This is a genomic window from Burkholderia pulmonis (assembly GCF_984667975.1).
The window spans coordinates 2,545,164-2,560,527 of sequence record NZ_OZ480187.1; the positions used below are offsets into that span (position 1 = coordinate 2,545,164).

Sequence of the window (15,364 nt, forward strand, 5' to 3'; positions counted from 1 at the left end):
AATGCAATTCGTACACTTTCATGCACTCCGCCTGTCATGCCGATTTCTGCCGACGATCCGGGCCGCCGCGCGCGCAAGCGCATCCAGATGCTCGCGCATCTCTCCACCACCGGCGCGCGCCTGTTCGATGCGCACGGCTACGAAGCCGTCACGATGGAGCAGATCGCCGCCGAGGCCGACGTCGCGAAGCGGACGCTGTACAACCATTTCCCGACGAAGGAAGCCGTGCTCGCGCACTGGCTCGAAGGCGAGCTCGCGCGCGATCTCGCGCATCTGCAGCAGGACGTTGCGCGACGCAAGACCTTCGCGTCGCGCATCGGCTGCGTGCTCGACGCATCGGCCGCGTGGTGCGAGCAGCATCCCGCGTACCTGCTCGCGTATCTGCGGCATCGCTTCATGAGCATCGGTGCGGTCGAACCGGAAAGCGGGAGGGAGAACGGCAGCGATATCGCGCCGGTGTGGCAGCAGTTGATTGCCGTCGCGCAGCAGGCCGGCGAACTGAACGGCACGCTGCGAGCCGATCAGCTCGCGACCTGGTTCCACCACCTGTATCTCGCGGCGATGCTGCGCTGGCTGACCGTGCCGGGGCTGTCGCTGAAACGGGAGTTTCAGTCGGTCGCGAAACTCTTTATCGAAGGTGCGGAAGCGAAGGGCTGACGCGCACATACGGTCGCGTCATGCGCTGACAAACTCACAAGCGCCCGAGCAGGACCGCGAGCAGCGAGCGCCCGAAACGGGCGACCGCCGCACCGCATGCGACGAACGCGCGTTTCATTTTTTCCGTGCCGCTTGCGCGGCCGGCGCACCGCGTTGCGCGGCATCGCCGCCCGACGGCCATTGCGTCTCGTCGAGCAGCCGGTCGAACAGCCTGGCGCGCTCGTCGGCCGACAGCGGGCACAGCCCGAACATCGCCGATAGCGCGAGGCCCCACGCCGCCTTCCATCGCAACAGCGCGAGATCCGGATCGCCGGATTCGGCCGTGATGCGCTTCACGTTCTCGGCATCGGTCTCCCGCACCCGTTGCAGCGGCGCGGGATCGTCGACCAGCGCCGCCATGATCGCCAGCGCCGCCGACGGCTGCTGGTCGATCACTTCGCGCATCGTCGCGATCTGCGCGGACAGCGTCGGCTGTGTTTCGCCCGGATCGCGCACGGCCAGATAGTCGCGCTGGAAGCGTTGGTAGGTGTCCTGCTGATGTTCCATCAGCGCGTTCAGCACGTCGCCCTTCGTGCGGAACTGATGCATCAGCCCGCCCTTGCTGATCCCGCTTTCGCGCGAAATCGCATCGAACGTGAGCTTGCCCGGGCCGTCGCGCTCGAGGATCGCGAGCGCCGCCTGGATCGCGGCAGTGCGCGTTCGCTCGGAACGCGTCGGGTTGTCCATGAACTGTCCCCGGTATGGAGTGACGCCATGCGGCCGCGCCGCCCGGCGCGATCGTATGAAGGAAGTGCGCGGAGTCTATCACAAACAAACCGCCTGGTCGGTTTACATCCGAAAACGGCGGTGCTACGATCGGCTCCCGCATCGGCCTTGGCCGGATGACGGGCTCGCGCCGCGCACCGCATGACACGGCGCGAGCGCCGCCCGTGGCGCGGCGGTCCGGCCGGCAGCCGTTGCCGGAAGGCTTGCGCCGCCGTTTTCCATGCGCGCATTGCACCCTATAAACAAACCGTCTGGTTGGTTTTTTTCATAACCCCGAGCGGCGCCGCCGCCCTGTTGCACGACCCTTCGCACCGGCTCCACCGGCGCGAACCACGACCCGGAGAGTCAGATGAACCGATCGATCAAGCCCCGCCACCTGCTCAACGCCGCACTTTGCGTCGCGCTCGCCGGATGCGCCGGCGTGCAGCCCGCCCGCTACAGCGGCATCGAATCGTCGCCGTACCTGCGCAGCGATCCGCAGGACACGTCCGGCCGCGTGCCCTACCGCTACGCACTGCCGGCGGACTGGCACACGTACCGGAAGCTGATCCTCGATCCGGTAGCCGTCTATCGCGGCGCAGATCATCAGTTCGGCAACCTGACCGACCAGGACAAGTCGACGCTCGCCGCCTACATGGGCGACACCTTTGCGAAAAAGCTCGGCAAGCGCTTCGAACTGACGAGCACGCCGGGCCCCGGCACGCTGCGCGTGAAGCTGACGCTGACAGGCGCCGTGACGACGACGACGTTTGCCGGCGCCTTCGCGCATTTCGATCTCGCGGGCAACGTGTACAACGGCGTGCAGGCGATCCGCGGCCGCGAAGGCGCGTTCACGGGCTCGGTCATCTACGCGGTGGAGATCCGCGATGCATCGACGAACCGGCTGATCAACGCCTACGTGACGAAGCAGTATCCGAATGCGATGAACATCGGCGCGAGTTTCGGCGCGCTCGGCGCAGCCAAGACCGGCATCGACAAGGGTGCCGATGCGCTCGTCGCGCAATTCGACTGAGCGCCGTCGGCACGCGCTGGCGCGGCTCGCGCATTGGCGTGCCCGCTGGCCGCGCGCGGCGGTCCTCTGGATCGTTCCGCTCGCGGCCGCGGCGCTCTGTCTTGCATGTGGTGCCCCGTTGCGCGGCAGCCGCGGGACGACGCTCACCATCGCATTCGCGACCGCCGACGGACTGGAAGCCGGCCGGTCGACACTGCGGCTGCGCAACGTCGGAGTCGGCCGCGTCACGCGCATTCGCGCAACGCGCGGACAACCGGACGTGATGGTCGACGTGCAGCTGGACACCGACGCACACGCATTGGCCGTGGCCGACACGCGCTTCTGGATCGTGAGGCCGCGCATCGGGCCTGGCGGCCTCTCCGGTCTCGATTCGGTATTGTCGGGCGCCTATGTCGCCGCCGCCCTTGGCCGTTCGCGCGAACCATGCGCGACGTTCACCGGGCTCGATTCCCCTCCCGTTACCGACGACGGCGGCCGTCACTACACGCTGCGCGCGACGTCGCTCAGCTCGGTCGCGATCGGCTCGCCGGTCTATCACCGGCGCGCACGCGTCGGCCAGGTCACCGGATATGCGCTCGATGCGGACGGGCACGGCGTGTCGATCGACGTGTTCGTCGCCGCGCCGTTCGATCGATACGTCGACGTCGACGCGCGCTGGTGGCAGGCCGGCGGCCTCGGCCTGCAGCTCGACGCGGGCGGCATGAAGCTCGGCACGCCGTCGATCGCCGCGCTGCTCGCCGGCGCGCTCGCGTTCGCATCGCCACCCGGGCACACGGCGATCGCCGCAGCGCCGGACGGCGCGCATTTTCGCGTGGCCGACGACGAAATCGACGCGATGCGCACGCCGAACGCACCGGCCGCCCCCGTGGTGATGCGGTTCGACCGCTCGCTGCGTGGTCTCGAGGTCGGCGCACCGGTGGATTTTCGCGGAATCGAACTCGGCAACGTGACGGCCGTCGGCACCGAATACGACGCCGCACGCGGCGACGTCACGATGCGCGTGACGATGGCGCTCTACCCCGATCGCCTCGGGCAGCGCTATCGCGACGTACTCGGCAACGGCGACACCGCCGCCGGCAAGGCACTGTTGCACACGCTCGTCGCACGCGGGTTGCGCGGCCAGTTGCGCATCGGCAATCCCGTCGCGAACCGGTCGTACGTCGCGCTCGACATGTTTCCGCACGCGCCGCCCGCGTCGGTCGACACCAATCGCGAGCCGATTGCGCTACCGACCGTGCCCGGCACGCTCGACGTGCTGCGCGACCAGATTGCCGACATCGTCGGTACGCTTTCCCGATTGCCACTCGACCGGATGGGCACACACCTGAACGCCGCACTCGCGAACACCGATGCGCTGTTCGCGCGACTCGATACCGAGCTCGCGCCGCAAACGCGCGATGCGCTGGGCGCCGCACGCCAGGCCTTCGCGACCGCGCAGGCCATGCTTCGGCAAGAGGGTGCGAACGCATCGAACCTCCGCCGCACACTGACGCAATTCGCGCGCACGTCGAGCGCGTTGCGCGCGCTGGCCGACGATCTGGAACAACATCCGGAATGGTTGCTGCCGGCCGTATCGGGCGTCACGCAGCCCGATGGCGCCCCGCATCCGGCCAGTGCGGCGCAATGAGCGCGTCGCGCGGCGTACACACATTTTTACGACGAACGCACGCACCGCATGCCAAATTTCCCGCGCAGCAGTATGCTGATGACGTACGGCTGCGCACTGTGCCTCGGGCCATCCCGTCGTTTGCACGTGATCGCGCCGCCGTCGCGACCGCAATCATGCGTTGCAAGGAGGGTTGTGATGGCTACCACGCATCAGCACTTCCACCTCGAACTACGGCACGCCACCGCGCCGACCTACTTCATCAGCTACCTGTTTCCTGCCTTGCTGTTCGTTTACGAACTGCTGCGCGTCGGCCAGTGGATCCGCGATCACGGGATGCAATTCGCCGCGTTCAAGCAGATGGGCTACGAGTATCTGCTGATGCTGCTGTTTGTCGGGCTGCAGATCGTCATCGAGGCGATCTTCCTGCTCGGCGCCGCGATGCGCAAGGATCATCGCGATTTCGAGCACCGGCTGCCGAACGTCATTCTCGGTATCGGCTGCTCGATCGCGCTGCTTGCGGTCGATCTCGCGATCCAGCTCGCGTTCTGACGGCCGGCGGGCAAGTGCCCGCCGGTTGCCGGGGCGCTCAGGCGCCCGCGTCGCGCAGCAACGTCGCGATCGCGGCCAGCACGTCGTCCGTCCGCTCGCGATGCGGCGTGTGCCCGCATCGGGCGAGCAACAGGAACGACGACGGCCCCGCGACGCGCGCGGCGATCCGCTTCGGATGCGCGTCGGATCCGTATTCGTCGTCTTCGCCGTGAATCGCGAGCGTCGTGCATTGCACGCGCGGCAGTTCGTTGTCGAGATTCCAGTCGCGAAACGCCGGCGACAGCCACGTGTCGACCCACGCGCGCAGCACCCATTCGGCCTTGTCGCCGTGATAGCGCGCGAGCCGGTCGAGTTGCCCCGGTTCGTCGAACTGCTGCCCCGCGTCGCGGATGCCGGCGAGCGTGCGATCTTCGACGAACGCCTGCGCGGCGACCGTCACGAGCGCGCGGCAACGATCCGGATGCGCGGCTGCGCAGCCCACCGCCATCCCGCCGCCGACGCTGTGCCCGAACGCGACGAACGCATCGACACCACACTGTTCGAGCACGGCCGCGAACGCATGATCGGCCTCGTCGCGCACGAACGTCGTGCCGAGCTGCCCCGGATGACGATCGGAGCGGCCGAAGCCGAGACGATCGTAGGCGATCACGTCGCGTTGCGCGGCACGGGCGAGTTGCGCGGGGAAATCGCGCCACAGGTCGACGCAGCCGAGCGAATCGTGCAGCAGCACGATGGGCGCGGCCGCATCGTGCGCCGGTTGCGCACGCCAGCGTTTCGCAAAGAGACGCCCTTGCGGCGTCTCGACGGTTGTCTCCTCGGTCACGATATCGGTCATGTGTCGGTCGTCTGCATGAAAGCGGCCGCACGTCGGCGGCCGCATTGAATCCGGGCATGGTGGCCCGCCGGCGCGCGCAGCGTCAAGCAAGCCCCTACCGCCCGCGCGTTCATTCGGGCTGCGGCGGCAGGTACTCCATCTGCGATTCGTCGTACAGCCGGTAGATCAGCGCCTGCATCGCGCGGATGTCCTCCGATTCGTCGAGCATCCGCATGCTCATGATGATCGGCGACACGAGATTCGGATCGTCGAGCGGCTTGTAGCTGATGTCGTCGCGCTTCAGCCCGTACACGCTGTGCGGCACGACCGACACGCCCTCGCCCATCGCGACGAGGCCGAGCGCGATCTGCAGCTCGCGCGTCTCGTAGATCCTGCGCGGCTGCAGCGCGCGATCGTGGAACGCGGCGAGCACCTGGTCCGCATAGCTCGGGCGCGGCGCCTTCGGAAAGATGATCAGCGTGTCGTTCACGAGATCGTGCAGCGACAGCACCGGCTTCGCGCTGTCGAGCACATGGCCGACCGGCAGCGCGACGATCATCCGCTCCTCGCGCAGCACGACGCGCCGCACGCTCGGATCCTCGTGACGGATGCGCCCGAACCCGACGTCGATGCGCCCTTCCTTCAGCGCCTTGATCTGGTCCATCGTCGACATCTCGTGCAGGCTCAGCTCGACGGCCGGATATTCGCTGCGAAAGCGCCGGATGATCTTCGGCAGCATCCCGTACAGCGTCGAGCCGACGAAACCGACCGACATGCTGCGCTCGATCTTGCCGACCCGCTTCGTCATCGATTCGAGCTCGGTCGTCTGCGCGAGCAGCTGCACCGCGTGCGAATAAAAGAAACGCCCCGCATCGGTCAGCTTCAGCGGCCGCGCATTGCGCTCGAACAGCGGCACGCCGAGCGCCTCCTCGAGCTGCTGGATCTGCCGGCTCAGCGGCGGCTGCGCGATGTGCAGCCGTTCCGCCGCCCGCGTGAAATTCCGCTCTTCGGCCACTGCGACGAAGTAGCGGAGGTGTCTCAACTCCATGTTCGATGCCTCCCGGACAGCGATCCGGCGCGCAACCCCGGCCGGACGATGTCGTCACGATACCGCAGGCGGCGCCAACCGCCACGCGTCACCCGTCCGCTGCGTGCCCCCAAAGCAAAACGGGAAGCCCGCGAGCTTCCCGTCGTTTCATCGCCGCCCTACCGCAGCGGCGTCGCGGCCGCGCATCACACCTCGGTCGCGTACAGCGCGTCGCGCTGCTCGTTGCTCAGCGAATCGAGCGGCACGTCCGGCAACTGGTAGCAGATCATCGTGCCGTACAGTTCGGCGAGGCAGTTGCTGCCGGCGTCGAGCGCGTAGCCGTCCTCGCCGTCCGGCGCCGGCGGGTACACTTCGCGCCACGCATTGATCGCGGCTTCGAGTCGCACGATGGAAACGGGTCCGGCCTTCCGCTCGGCGGGTGATGCGCTCATGGATTCCTCTGGGTTGCGCGCTCCGCGGGCCGTGCCGGCCCGGATGGAACGATGAAAACGCCGGGCCTTGTGCCGGCCGCCGCGCGTCGCGTGCGCCGGATGCCGATCCGCGCCGCGCCTGTCGCGCCGGCCGGGCCGTGGCCCGGTAGGGTCGGGCAATATAACCGGCTTTGACCCCGCGCAGGCAAAAGCCGGGCAAAAAAAACGGGAAGCGCAAGGCTTCCCGTCGTTTCGCCGACTGTCGCGCGGCCGCTTGCCGCGCGTGGGTCAGCCCGCGGTTTCGCGGTTCTCCACCGGCTGCCGCGCGTTGCGGCTCGCGGCGATCCACGGCGCGATTTCCATGTCTTCGTAGCGCACGAAGTGGCTCTTCTTCAGGAACCGGAAGCTGAGCCACACGACGAGGAACAGCGGAATGCCGACATAGGTCGCGGCCACGCCGGCCCAGTCGATCCGGTTCGCGAGGAACGCCTGGTAATCCTGGCCGAGCGCGATCACGAGACACAGCACGAACGCGAACAGCGGGCCGAACGGGAACCACTTCGACTGGTACGGCAACTGGTCGAGCGAATAACCCTGCTTCACGTAGCCCTTGCGGAACCGGTAGTGGCTGACCGCGATGCCGAGCCATGCGATGAAGCCCGTCATCCCCGACGTGTTCAGCAGCCACAGGTACACGGTCTTGTCGCCGTACAGCGACGTGAAGAAGCACAGCGCGCCGACAGCGGTGGTCGCGTACAGCGCGTTGCGCGGCACGCCGCCGGGCGACAGCTTCGCGAACAGCTTCGGCGCCCGGCCTTCGGTCGCGAGCGTGTAGAGCATCCGCGTCGACGCGTACATGCCCGAGTTGCCGGCCGACAGCACGGCCGTCAGGATCACCGCGTTCATCACGCCGGCCGCAAAGGCCAGGCCCGCGTGGCGGAACACGAGCGTGAACGGGCTCACGCCGATGTCGGTCACGTCCGTCTTCAGCAGGTTCGGGTCGGTATAGGGAATCAGCACGCCGATCACGAAGATCGCGAACACGTAGAACAGCAGAATGCGCCAGAACACCTGGCGCACCGCGCGCGGAATCGTCGTGCGCGGGTTCTCCGATTCGCCGGCCGCGACGCCGATCAGCTCGGTGCCCTGGAACGAGAAGCCCGCGATCATCGCGACGCCCATCAGCGCCGGCAGGCCACCCGCGAACGGCGCATCGCCGATCGTCAGGTTGCCCCAGCCATTGCTCGGCGCGCCCTTCAGAATGCCGAAGATCATCAGCAGGCCGACGCCGATGAACGCGACCACGGTGACGACCTTGATCAGCGCGAACCAGTATTCGGCTTCGCCGAAGCCGCGCACGGTGAGCGCGTTGAGCAGGAACATCACGCCGAGGAAGGCCGCGCTCCACCACACGCCCGGCACGTCCGGAAACCAGTAGTGCATCACGAGCTGCGCGGCGACGAGTTCCACCGCGATCGTCACGGCCCAGTTGTACCAGTAGTTCCAGCCGAGCGCGAAGCCGAAGCCTTCGTCCACGTATTTCGCGCCGTACGTCGCGAACGAGCCCGACACCGGCATGAACGCGGCCATTTCGCCGAGGCTCGTCATCAGGAAGTAGACCATCAGGCCGATCAGCATGTACGCGACCATCGCGCCGCCGGGGCCGGCCTGCGAGATCGACGCGCCGGACGCGACGAACAGGCCCGTGCCGATCGAGCCGCCGATGGCGATCATCGTCAGGTGGCGCGCCTTCAGCGCGCGATGAAGCTTGGGTGGGTTCGCGGACGAACCGGGTGGGTCGGAATTCGGAATGGCGGACATAAACGAGACGAACGTTGAGCGGGCCGGCATCCGTTGCCGGCGCATGCGGGATCGGAGCGCGGTGGGCGTCCTGCGATGCATTCGATGCGGCCCCGATACGCGTTGCGCGGCGGGCGCCTGCGGCGAAGCGCGGATTCTACCTGATTCGCCATGGGGGCAGTTCAGGTCGGCACGCCCGTCGGCGCCCGGGAGATTTCGGAGAATCAACGGGTTGGCCGCATCGGCCCGGCCGCCGCCGTCTGCTGCTGCAAAAACCATGATTAATACGGGGTTATTCGCCTTTCATTGCAGCCGGGCAACACGCAATCCTGTCCCGATCCGCCAATTACCGCTTCAATACGAAAAATCGACCGAACCACACACCATTAATCAGACAAAAAGACCGACACTGGTAATTGATTCAAATCAAATCACCCGCGCGCATTGCGGTAATCATGCGTAACCGTTTCGAATCGCCGGATCCGCATGCATGTTTTGCATGCGCACGCGAAATTCAGGAATTCGCGAGATAATGCGGTTTAATTCGAAATAATCAGCGCGCGGAACCGCCAACGACGCGACTATCCGCCGCCCGCCGCCCCCGAGGATGAAGTCATTCCCGCTGCCCGCCACGCTGCGTCGCCATACCGCGTCGATCGTGGCACGCATTCTGTCGCCCCGCGGCGTACTCGTTGCGGGCATCGTCCTGCTGATGTTCAGTTGGGGACTTTCCACGTCGCTATTAATCGAAGCGCGACGCGACGCGTATGACCATGCGGTCGAAAATGCGCGCAACCTGATGCTGCTGATCGAACGCGATATCGCGCGCAATATCGAACTCTACGATTTGTCGCTGCAAAACGTCGTCGACGGCGTCGCCGATCCGGAACTGATGGCATTGCCGCCGCGCCAGCGCCACCGCCTGCTGTTCGACCGCGCGGCGACCGGCGAGTATCTCGGCTCGATTTTCGTGATGGATCCGCACGGCAATATCCTGATCGATTCGAGCGCATCGCCCCCGCGGCAGGGCAATTTCGCCGACCGCGACTATTTCGCCGTGCACCGCGACCGGCTCGTGCAGGGCCTCTACATCAGCCGGCCCTACGCATCCCGGCTGCGCGGCGGCGCACTGACGATCGCGCTGAGCCGCCGGATCAACCGGCCCGACGGCACCTTCGGCGGCATCGTCGTCGGTACGCTCAGCGTCGACTACTTCCGCGCGCTGCTCGACGGCCTCGCCGTCGGCCGGCACGGCAGCGCGGCGATCATCGAGGACAGCGGCCCCCTGGTGTCGCGCCTGCCGTACGACACGCACGTGGTCGGCCTCGACCTGCACGATTCGCCGCTGTTCATCGAGTCGCTGCGCAGCAGCAACGGCGAGCTGACCGGCGTCGGCGCCATCGACGGCGTCCGGCGCATCTATGTCTACAAGCATCTCGCCGGCCTGCCGCTGATCGTCGACGTCGCGCCCGCGGAGATCGACATCTACGCGTCGTGGCACCACCGCGCGGTCTGGACCGTCGTGCTGATGGGCCTGTTCACCGGATTCATCGCGTGGGGCTCGCTGGCGCTGTCGCGCGAGCTGAAGCGCCGGCAGATCGCCGAATCGAAGCTGTACCGGCTCGCGCATACCGATTCGCTGACGGGCCTCGACAACCGCGGCACGTTCGACACGGTGCTCGCGAAGGAGACGCAGCGCGCAGCGCGCAGCGGCCGCCCGCTGTCCGTGCTGTTCGTCGACGTCGATCACTTCAAGGCATTCAACGACTACTACGGCCACCCGGCCGGCGACGACGTGCTGCGCCGGGTCGCGCAATCCGCGTCGCGCTGCCTGCGACGCAACAGCGATCACGTCGCGCGCTACGGCGGCGAGGAATTCGTCGTCACGCTGCCCGACACCGACGCCCAAGGCGCGTTCACCGTCGCCGAAGGCATCCGGCGCGCGATCGCGGGGCTCGGCATCGAACACGTGAAGAGCCCGTACGGGCGCGTCACGGCCAGCATCGGCACGGCCACCGCCGCCGACGGCCGGGTGAACGCGGCGACGCTGCTGCGGCGCGCCGACGAAGCGCTGTACCGCGCGAAGTCCGCCGGCCGCAACCGCGTGCTGGACGCGCAGCCGAGCACGGCCGACGCGTGACGTGACGCCGTGATGCGTCGCGACCGGACGCGACGGCCTGCCGCGCCGTGGACAGCCCGCGCGCGTTCGGCTAGCGTTACGTCTGCTGCGCATGCGGCGCGGCGCCGGCCCGCGCGGGCCGCCGTGCGCGTTCCGGCCACTCCCGCTCCGCCATGACCGCCCCGCTCCCTACCCTGCTGCGCAACGCGCTGCGCCCGCTGCTCGACCCGTACCGCCGCTACCGGCACGCGAAGCTGATCCATGCGGCACGCGTCGCGCTCGCGATTCTCGTGTCGATCGCGCTGTCCACCGGCCTGCGCGTGCCGCACGGCGAGTGGTCGACGATCACCGTGCTGATCGTCGTCGGCGGGCTGCAACACCACGGCAACATCCGCAAGAAGGCGGCCGAGCGCGCGCTCGGCACGTCGATCGGCGCGCTCGCGGGGCTCGGGCTGATCCTGCTGTATTCCGTCGTGCACGCGCCCGTCGCGATCTACCTGCTGATGGCCGTCGCGTGCGGCTTCTGCGCGTATCACGCAATCGGCAAGGCCGGCTACATCGCGCTGCTGTCGGCGATCACGATGGTGATCGTCGCCGGGCACGGCGACAACGAGATCGTCGACGGCCTGTGGCGCGCGGTGAACGTGCTGACCGGCATCGCGATCGCGCTGGCGTTCTCGTTCGCACTGCCGCTCTACGCGACCTACTCGTGGCGCTACAAGCTCGCCGACGCGCTGCGCGCGTGCGCGGCCGTGCATGCGCGGCTCGCGGGCGACCGCCGGATCAGCGACGACGCGCACCTGAAGGAGATGGCCGCGCTGAGCACGCTGCTCGTGCAGCTGCGCTCGCTGATGCCGTCGGTGTCGAAGGAATGCGAGACGTCGATGACGCAGCTCGAGGCGATCCAGCGCAGCCTGCGCCTGTGCATCGGCTATCTCGAGATCCTGTCGAGCGCGGTGCCGGCCCGCGACGACGTGGCGGCCCGCGAATACATGCGCGTCGAGATGAAGACGTTGAACCGGCGGATCCGCGACACGCTGGTCGGCGCGAGCCGCGCGCTCAAGTTCGGCACGCCGAGCCGGCTCGCCGCGCGACGCCGGCCGGTCGACCCGCTGCACGACACGCCGCCGCCGCAGTTGTCCGGCTACGTGTCGATCACGGCCAAGCTGGCCGGCGAAGTCGATCAGTTGCGCGAGAAGCTGCTCGACACCGCGCAGTCGTGGAATATCTGAGGTTCGCGGGATGCCAGGCTTCACGCGCCATGCTTTCGTTTTCCTTTCGTCGCAACGACCCTGCATCCCGCTGGCAGCAGCCGGGCGCACCGGCCGATCCGGCCCTGTATCCCGGCCCGCGATCGTGTCGGTCCCGCCCTGATCCGGCCGTGATTCCGCGCCGTTTCGTGCGGCGTTCTCCACCTGGCTCACCGCCCGTCAGGCCCGCCGCGACAGGCCCGACGACGGTTTCGCACGAAAATCAGCCCTTGCCCCAACTTCCCGGACAGCCGATACTCGCATATTCCGCGAAATACGATCCCACCGGCTTCAAATCCACGGTAATTCCTATGAGCACGATTCTCGAAAGCCTCCCGACCGGCCAGAAGGTCGGTATCGCCTTCTCCGGCGGCCTGGACACCAGCGCCGCGCTGCACTGGATGAAACTGAAGGGCGCCGTCCCGTACACATACACGGCGAACCTCGGCCAGCCCGACGAAGACGATTACGACGCGATCCCGAAACGCGCGATCGAATACGGCGCAGCCGGCGCCCGCCTGATCGACTGCCGCGCGCAGCTCGTCGCCGAAGGCATCGCAGCGCTGCAAAGCGGCGCGTTCCACATCACGACGGCCGGCGTCACGTACTTCAACACGACGCCGATCGGCCGCGCCGTGACGGGCACGATGCTCGTCGCCGCGATGAAGGAAGACGGCGTCAACATCTGGGGCGACGGCAGCACGTACAAGGGCAACGACATCGAGCGCTTCTACCGCTACGGCCTGCTCGTGAACCCGGATCTGAAGATCTACAAGCCGTGGCTCGACCAGACGTTCATCGACGAGCTCGGCGGCCGTGCCGAAATGTCCGAATTCATGAACCAGGCCGGCTTCGCGTACAAGATGTCGGCCGAGAAGGCCTATTCGACCGATTCGAACCTGCTCGGCGCGACGCACGAAGCGAAGGATCTGGAAAGCCTCGAAAGCGGCATCAAGATCGTGAACCCGATCATGGGCGTCGCGTTCTGGCGCGACGACGTGAAGATCGCCGCCGAAGAAGTGACGGTGCGCTTCGAAGCCGGCCAGCCGGTCGCGCTGAACGGCATCGAGTTCGCCGACCCGGTCGAGCTGCTGCTGGAAGCGAACCGCATCGGCGGCCGCCACGGCCTCGGCATGAGCGACCAGATCGAGAACCGCATCATCGAGGCGAAGAGCCGCGGCATCTACGAAGCCCCGGGCCTCGCGCTGCTGTACATCGCATACGAGCGTCTCGTCACCGGCATCCACAACGAAGACACGATCGAGCAATACCGCGAGAACGGCCGCCGCCTCGGCCGCCTGCTGTACCAGGGCCGCTGGTTCGACCCGCAGGCGATCATGCTGCGCGAGACGGCACAACGCTGGGTCGCACGCGCGATCACCGGCGAAGTGAAGATCGAACTGCGCCGCGGCAACGACTACTCGATCCTGAGCACGAAGTCGCCGAACCTCACGTACCAGCCGGAACGCCTGTCGATGGAGAAGGTGGCGTCGACGTTCTCGCCGCGCGACCGGATCGGCCAGTTGACGATGCGCAACCTCGACATCACCGATACGCGCGACAAGCTGCGCGTGTACTCGCAAGTCGGGCTGCTGACGCCGGGTGAAACGTCGGCGCTGCCGCAGATCAAGGGCGACGACAAGTAAGTCGTTTCGCTCGACGCCGTGCCGCATCGCTGCATGCGGCACGGTCGGGCAGGTTGCGTGTGTCATGCCTCTTCATGCACTCAGCCTGCCGCTCCTCCCCCTCTCCCGCTTTCCCCCTCCGCAAACGCATCACACCGTGACGCGCCAACGGCACTGCACCGCCGCGCCAGTCGTGGCAAGCTGCGAGTCGTTCGATTGCTTCGTTGACTCATGACCACCCTGACCGTCATCCACCTGAACGGCCCGATCAACAGCGGCAAGACGACGATCGGCCTCGCGCTCGCACGCGCACTGCCCGATGCGCGCTTCATCGACGGCGACGATCACGATGCGCCTGAAGATGCGCCGTTCGACGTGCAGTGGGCGATCGCGCTCGAGCGCCTCGTCACGCAAATCGCCGATGCGCGCGAGCGTCATCTGGTCATCGCCTATCCGATCGGCGAAGCGGAATTCGAACGGCTGCGCGCCGCGTGCGCGGCGCGTGATGCGCGGCTGTTCGTCGTCACGCTCGCGCCGCCCGAAGCGATCGCAGCGTCGAATCGCGGCTCGCGTGCGCTGACCGACTGGGAGCGCAACCGGATCGCCGAGATGTATCGCGAAGGCTATGCGTCGCGACCGTTCAGCCAGATGGTGCTGGATACGTCCGGTGCGACGCCCGATGCATGTGCGGCGCGGATCGTGCAGAAGCTCGCGGCGACGGCGGCGTAGCGCCTGCACCTGCACCGGCATCCGCGCACGCACGTCGGCGCCAATCGGCGAGTTGCGCTCGCTGCATGCCGGCATCACACGGCACAATCAACCCAGGAAGGAAAACGTTATCCACGACGTGGCGCCCCGCCACGGACCATCAGAGAGAGACACCATGAAGAACAGGATCATCCCGTGCGTCGTCGCCGTTCTGTCCGTTGCATTCCTGTCCGCCTGCGGCGGTGACGACCCGGCCAGCCCGGCCGCCGCTGCACTTCAACAGGCCACCGCGATGGCGCTCAGCCCGTCGAACCCGCCCGGGTCGAACTTCAACCTCGCGCCGTTCACGCTGCAGTTGCCGACCGGCTCGTCCGGCAAGGTCGACACGGTGAGCGGCTCGTCGCTCGCGGGCGGCTACGTGAACCCGACGTATTTCTACACGGACGGCAGCGACGGCTCGATGGTGATGATGGACCCGACGCAAGGCTGGACGACGTCGGGCTCGCTGCATCCTCGCACGGAGCTGCGCGAGAACGCGATCTGGCCGACCTCCGGCACCAACCGGCTGAATGCGACGGTGGCCGTCACGCAGGTACCCGATCACACGACGATCGGCCAGATCTTCCAGGGCACCGGCCCGAGCAAGCCGCTGTGCGAACTGCAATTCACGTCCGGCGGCGTCGTGCAGCTGCTGCTCGAAAGCACCAACCAGGGCGGCAAGTCGACGACCACGCCGATCACGACGGTCGGTGTCGGCAAGAAGTTCAGCTACGCGATGAGCCTGAGCGGTACGACGATCACCGTCACCGCGAACGGCACGACCAAGACCTTCACGATGGATTCGAGCTTCGACGGCGAGAGCTTCTACTTCAAGGCGGGCGACTACGACCAGACGGCCGTGTCCGGCACGCCGCTGACGACGCCCGGCACTGTCGTGAAGTTCTACGCGCTGACGCTCACGCACAGCTGAAGTTGATCGCACGTCGCGACGCATGAAG

15 protein-coding genes are annotated in these 15,364 nt (G+C 67.2%); 9 read left to right on the forward strand and 6 right to left on the reverse strand.

The window, feature by feature from the left end; genetic code table 11:
• Positions 1-36: 36 nt before the first annotated feature.
• Complete coding sequence (locus tag AC5LXK_RS28075; protein WP_493391904.1) at positions 37-657, forward strand: TetR/AcrR family transcriptional regulator; 621 nt, start codon at positions 37-39, stop codon at positions 655-657.
• 114 nt (positions 658-771) lie between these two features.
• Here the strand turns inward: AC5LXK_RS28075 and AC5LXK_RS28080 are convergent, their stop codons facing one another.
• Positions 772-1,383: a TetR/AcrR family transcriptional regulator gene (locus AC5LXK_RS28080; protein WP_493391905.1), complete on the reverse strand. Its 612-nt coding sequence runs from the start codon at positions 1,381-1,383 to the stop codon at positions 772-774.
• Between the two features lie 388 nt (positions 1,384-1,771).
• Here AC5LXK_RS28080 and AC5LXK_RS28085 point away from each other — a divergent pair, with 388 nt between their 5' ends.
• The 3 genes from AC5LXK_RS28085 (at position 1,772) to AC5LXK_RS28095 (ending at position 4,592) form a co-directional block, all read left to right on the forward strand.
• Positions 1,772-2,434, forward strand: coding sequence for a DUF3313 domain-containing protein (locus AC5LXK_RS28085; protein ID WP_493391906.1), 663 nt, complete (start codon positions 1,772-1,774; stop codon positions 2,432-2,434).
• Positions 2,435-2,552: 118 nt separating this feature from the next.
• Positions 2,553-4,061 (forward strand): PqiB family protein, encoded by a 1,509-nt coding sequence (locus AC5LXK_RS28090; RefSeq protein ID WP_493391907.1) that lies wholly within the window; start codon positions 2,553-2,555, stop codon positions 4,059-4,061.
• Between the two features lie 177 nt (positions 4,062-4,238).
• The gene (locus AC5LXK_RS28095) at positions 4,239-4,592 is read left to right on the forward strand and encodes a hypothetical protein (protein ID WP_493391908.1); all 354 of its coding nucleotides are present in this window, start codon (positions 4,239-4,241) and stop codon (positions 4,590-4,592) included.
• A gap of 37 nt (positions 4,593-4,629) precedes the next feature.
• Here the strand turns inward: AC5LXK_RS28095 and AC5LXK_RS28100 are convergent, their stop codons facing one another.
• From AC5LXK_RS28100 to AC5LXK_RS28120, 5 genes are all read right to left on the reverse strand, one after another.
• Positions 4,630-5,427 (reverse strand): alpha/beta fold hydrolase, encoded by a 798-nt coding sequence (locus AC5LXK_RS28100; protein ID WP_493391909.1) that lies wholly within the window; start codon positions 5,425-5,427, stop codon positions 4,630-4,632.
• A gap of 109 nt (positions 5,428-5,536) precedes the next feature.
• Complete coding sequence (locus AC5LXK_RS28105; protein ID WP_493391910.1) at positions 5,537-6,454, reverse strand: LysR family transcriptional regulator; 918 nt, start codon at positions 6,452-6,454, stop codon at positions 5,537-5,539.
• Between the two features lie 185 nt (positions 6,455-6,639).
• On the reverse strand, positions 6,640-6,885 hold the full coding sequence (locus AC5LXK_RS28110) for a DUF3717 domain-containing protein (RefSeq protein WP_493391911.1): 246 nt from the start codon (positions 6,883-6,885) through the stop codon (positions 6,640-6,642).
• 267 nt (positions 6,886-7,152) lie between these two features.
• The gene (locus tag AC5LXK_RS28115; protein WP_493391912.1) at positions 7,153-8,685 is read right to left on the reverse strand and encodes an amino acid permease; all 1,533 of its coding nucleotides are present in this window, start codon (positions 8,683-8,685) and stop codon (positions 7,153-7,155) included.
• Between the two features lie 432 nt (positions 8,686-9,117).
• The gene (locus AC5LXK_RS28120; RefSeq protein ID WP_493394100.1) at positions 9,118-9,333 is read right to left on the reverse strand and encodes a hypothetical protein; all 216 of its coding nucleotides are present in this window, start codon (positions 9,331-9,333) and stop codon (positions 9,118-9,120) included.
• On the opposite strand from AC5LXK_RS28120, the gene AC5LXK_RS28125 reads away from it, so the two are divergent.
• From AC5LXK_RS28125 to AC5LXK_RS28145, 5 genes are all read left to right on the forward strand, one after another.
• Positions 9,272-10,804 (forward strand): sensor domain-containing diguanylate cyclase, encoded by a 1,533-nt coding sequence (locus AC5LXK_RS28125; protein WP_493391913.1) that lies wholly within the window; start codon positions 9,272-9,274, stop codon positions 10,802-10,804. The genes AC5LXK_RS28120 and AC5LXK_RS28125 overlap by 62 nt on opposite strands.
• Before the next feature lie 152 nt (positions 10,805-10,956).
• Positions 10,957-12,015, forward strand: coding sequence for an FUSC family protein (locus AC5LXK_RS28130; RefSeq protein WP_493391914.1), 1,059 nt, complete (start codon positions 10,957-10,959; stop codon positions 12,013-12,015).
• A 329-nt stretch (positions 12,016-12,344) separates the two neighbouring features.
• On the forward strand, positions 12,345-13,679 hold the full coding sequence (gene argG, locus AC5LXK_RS28135) for an argininosuccinate synthase (RefSeq protein ID WP_493391915.1): 1,335 nt from the start codon (positions 12,345-12,347) through the stop codon (positions 13,677-13,679).
• Between the two features lie 210 nt (positions 13,680-13,889).
• Positions 13,890-14,387, forward strand: a complete 498-nt coding sequence (locus tag AC5LXK_RS28140; protein ID WP_493391916.1) for a nucleoside/nucleotide kinase family protein — start codon at positions 13,890-13,892, stop codon at positions 14,385-14,387.
• 154 nt (positions 14,388-14,541) lie between these two features.
• Positions 14,542-15,336, forward strand: coding sequence for a polysaccharide lyase family 7 protein (locus AC5LXK_RS28145; RefSeq protein WP_493391917.1), 795 nt, complete (start codon positions 14,542-14,544; stop codon positions 15,334-15,336).
• The last annotated feature ends 28 nt before the right edge of the window (positions 15,337-15,364 follow it).

Bases quoted from the DNA above. Each gene is read 5' to 3' on its own strand.
- AC5LXK_RS28130 (WP_493391914.1), top strand. From the start codon at position 10,957: ATGACCGCCCCGCTCCCTACCCTGCTGCGCAACGCGCTGCGCCCGCTG.
- AC5LXK_RS28085 (WP_493391906.1), top strand. From the start codon at position 1,772: ATGAACCGATCGATCAAGCCCCGCCACCTGCTCAACGCCGCACTTTGC.
- AC5LXK_RS28105 (WP_493391910.1), bottom strand. From the start codon at position 6,454: ATGGAGTTGAGACACCTCCGCTACTTCGTCGCAGTGGCCGAAGAGCGG.
- AC5LXK_RS28115 (WP_493391912.1), bottom strand. From the start codon at position 8,685: ATGTCCGCCATTCCGAATTCCGACCCACCCGGTTCGTCCGCGAACCCA.
- AC5LXK_RS28110 (WP_493391911.1), bottom strand. From the start codon at position 6,885: ATGAGCGCATCACCCGCCGAGCGGAAGGCCGGACCCGTTTCCATCGTG.
- AC5LXK_RS28125 (WP_493391913.1), top strand. From the start codon at position 9,272: ATGAAGTCATTCCCGCTGCCCGCCACGCTGCGTCGCCATACCGCGTCG.
- AC5LXK_RS28140 (WP_493391916.1), top strand. From the start codon at position 13,890: ATGACCACCCTGACCGTCATCCACCTGAACGGCCCGATCAACAGCGGC.
- AC5LXK_RS28120 (WP_493394100.1), bottom strand. From the start codon at position 9,333: ATGCGTGCCACGATCGACGCGGTATGGCGACGCAGCGTGGCGGGCAGC.
- AC5LXK_RS28075 (WP_493391904.1), top strand. From the start codon at position 37: ATGCCGATTTCTGCCGACGATCCGGGCCGCCGCGCGCGCAAGCGCATC.
- AC5LXK_RS28100 (WP_493391909.1), bottom strand. From the start codon at position 5,427: ATGACCGATATCGTGACCGAGGAGACAACCGTCGAGACGCCGCAAGGG.
- AC5LXK_RS28095 (WP_493391908.1), top strand. From the start codon at position 4,239: ATGGCTACCACGCATCAGCACTTCCACCTCGAACTACGGCACGCCACC.
- argG (WP_493391915.1), top strand. From the start codon at position 12,345: ATGAGCACGATTCTCGAAAGCCTCCCGACCGGCCAGAAGGTCGGTATC.
- AC5LXK_RS28145 (WP_493391917.1), top strand. From the start codon at position 14,542: ATGAAGAACAGGATCATCCCGTGCGTCGTCGCCGTTCTGTCCGTTGCA.
- AC5LXK_RS28080 (WP_493391905.1), bottom strand. From the start codon at position 1,383: ATGGACAACCCGACGCGTTCCGAGCGAACGCGCACTGCCGCGATCCAG.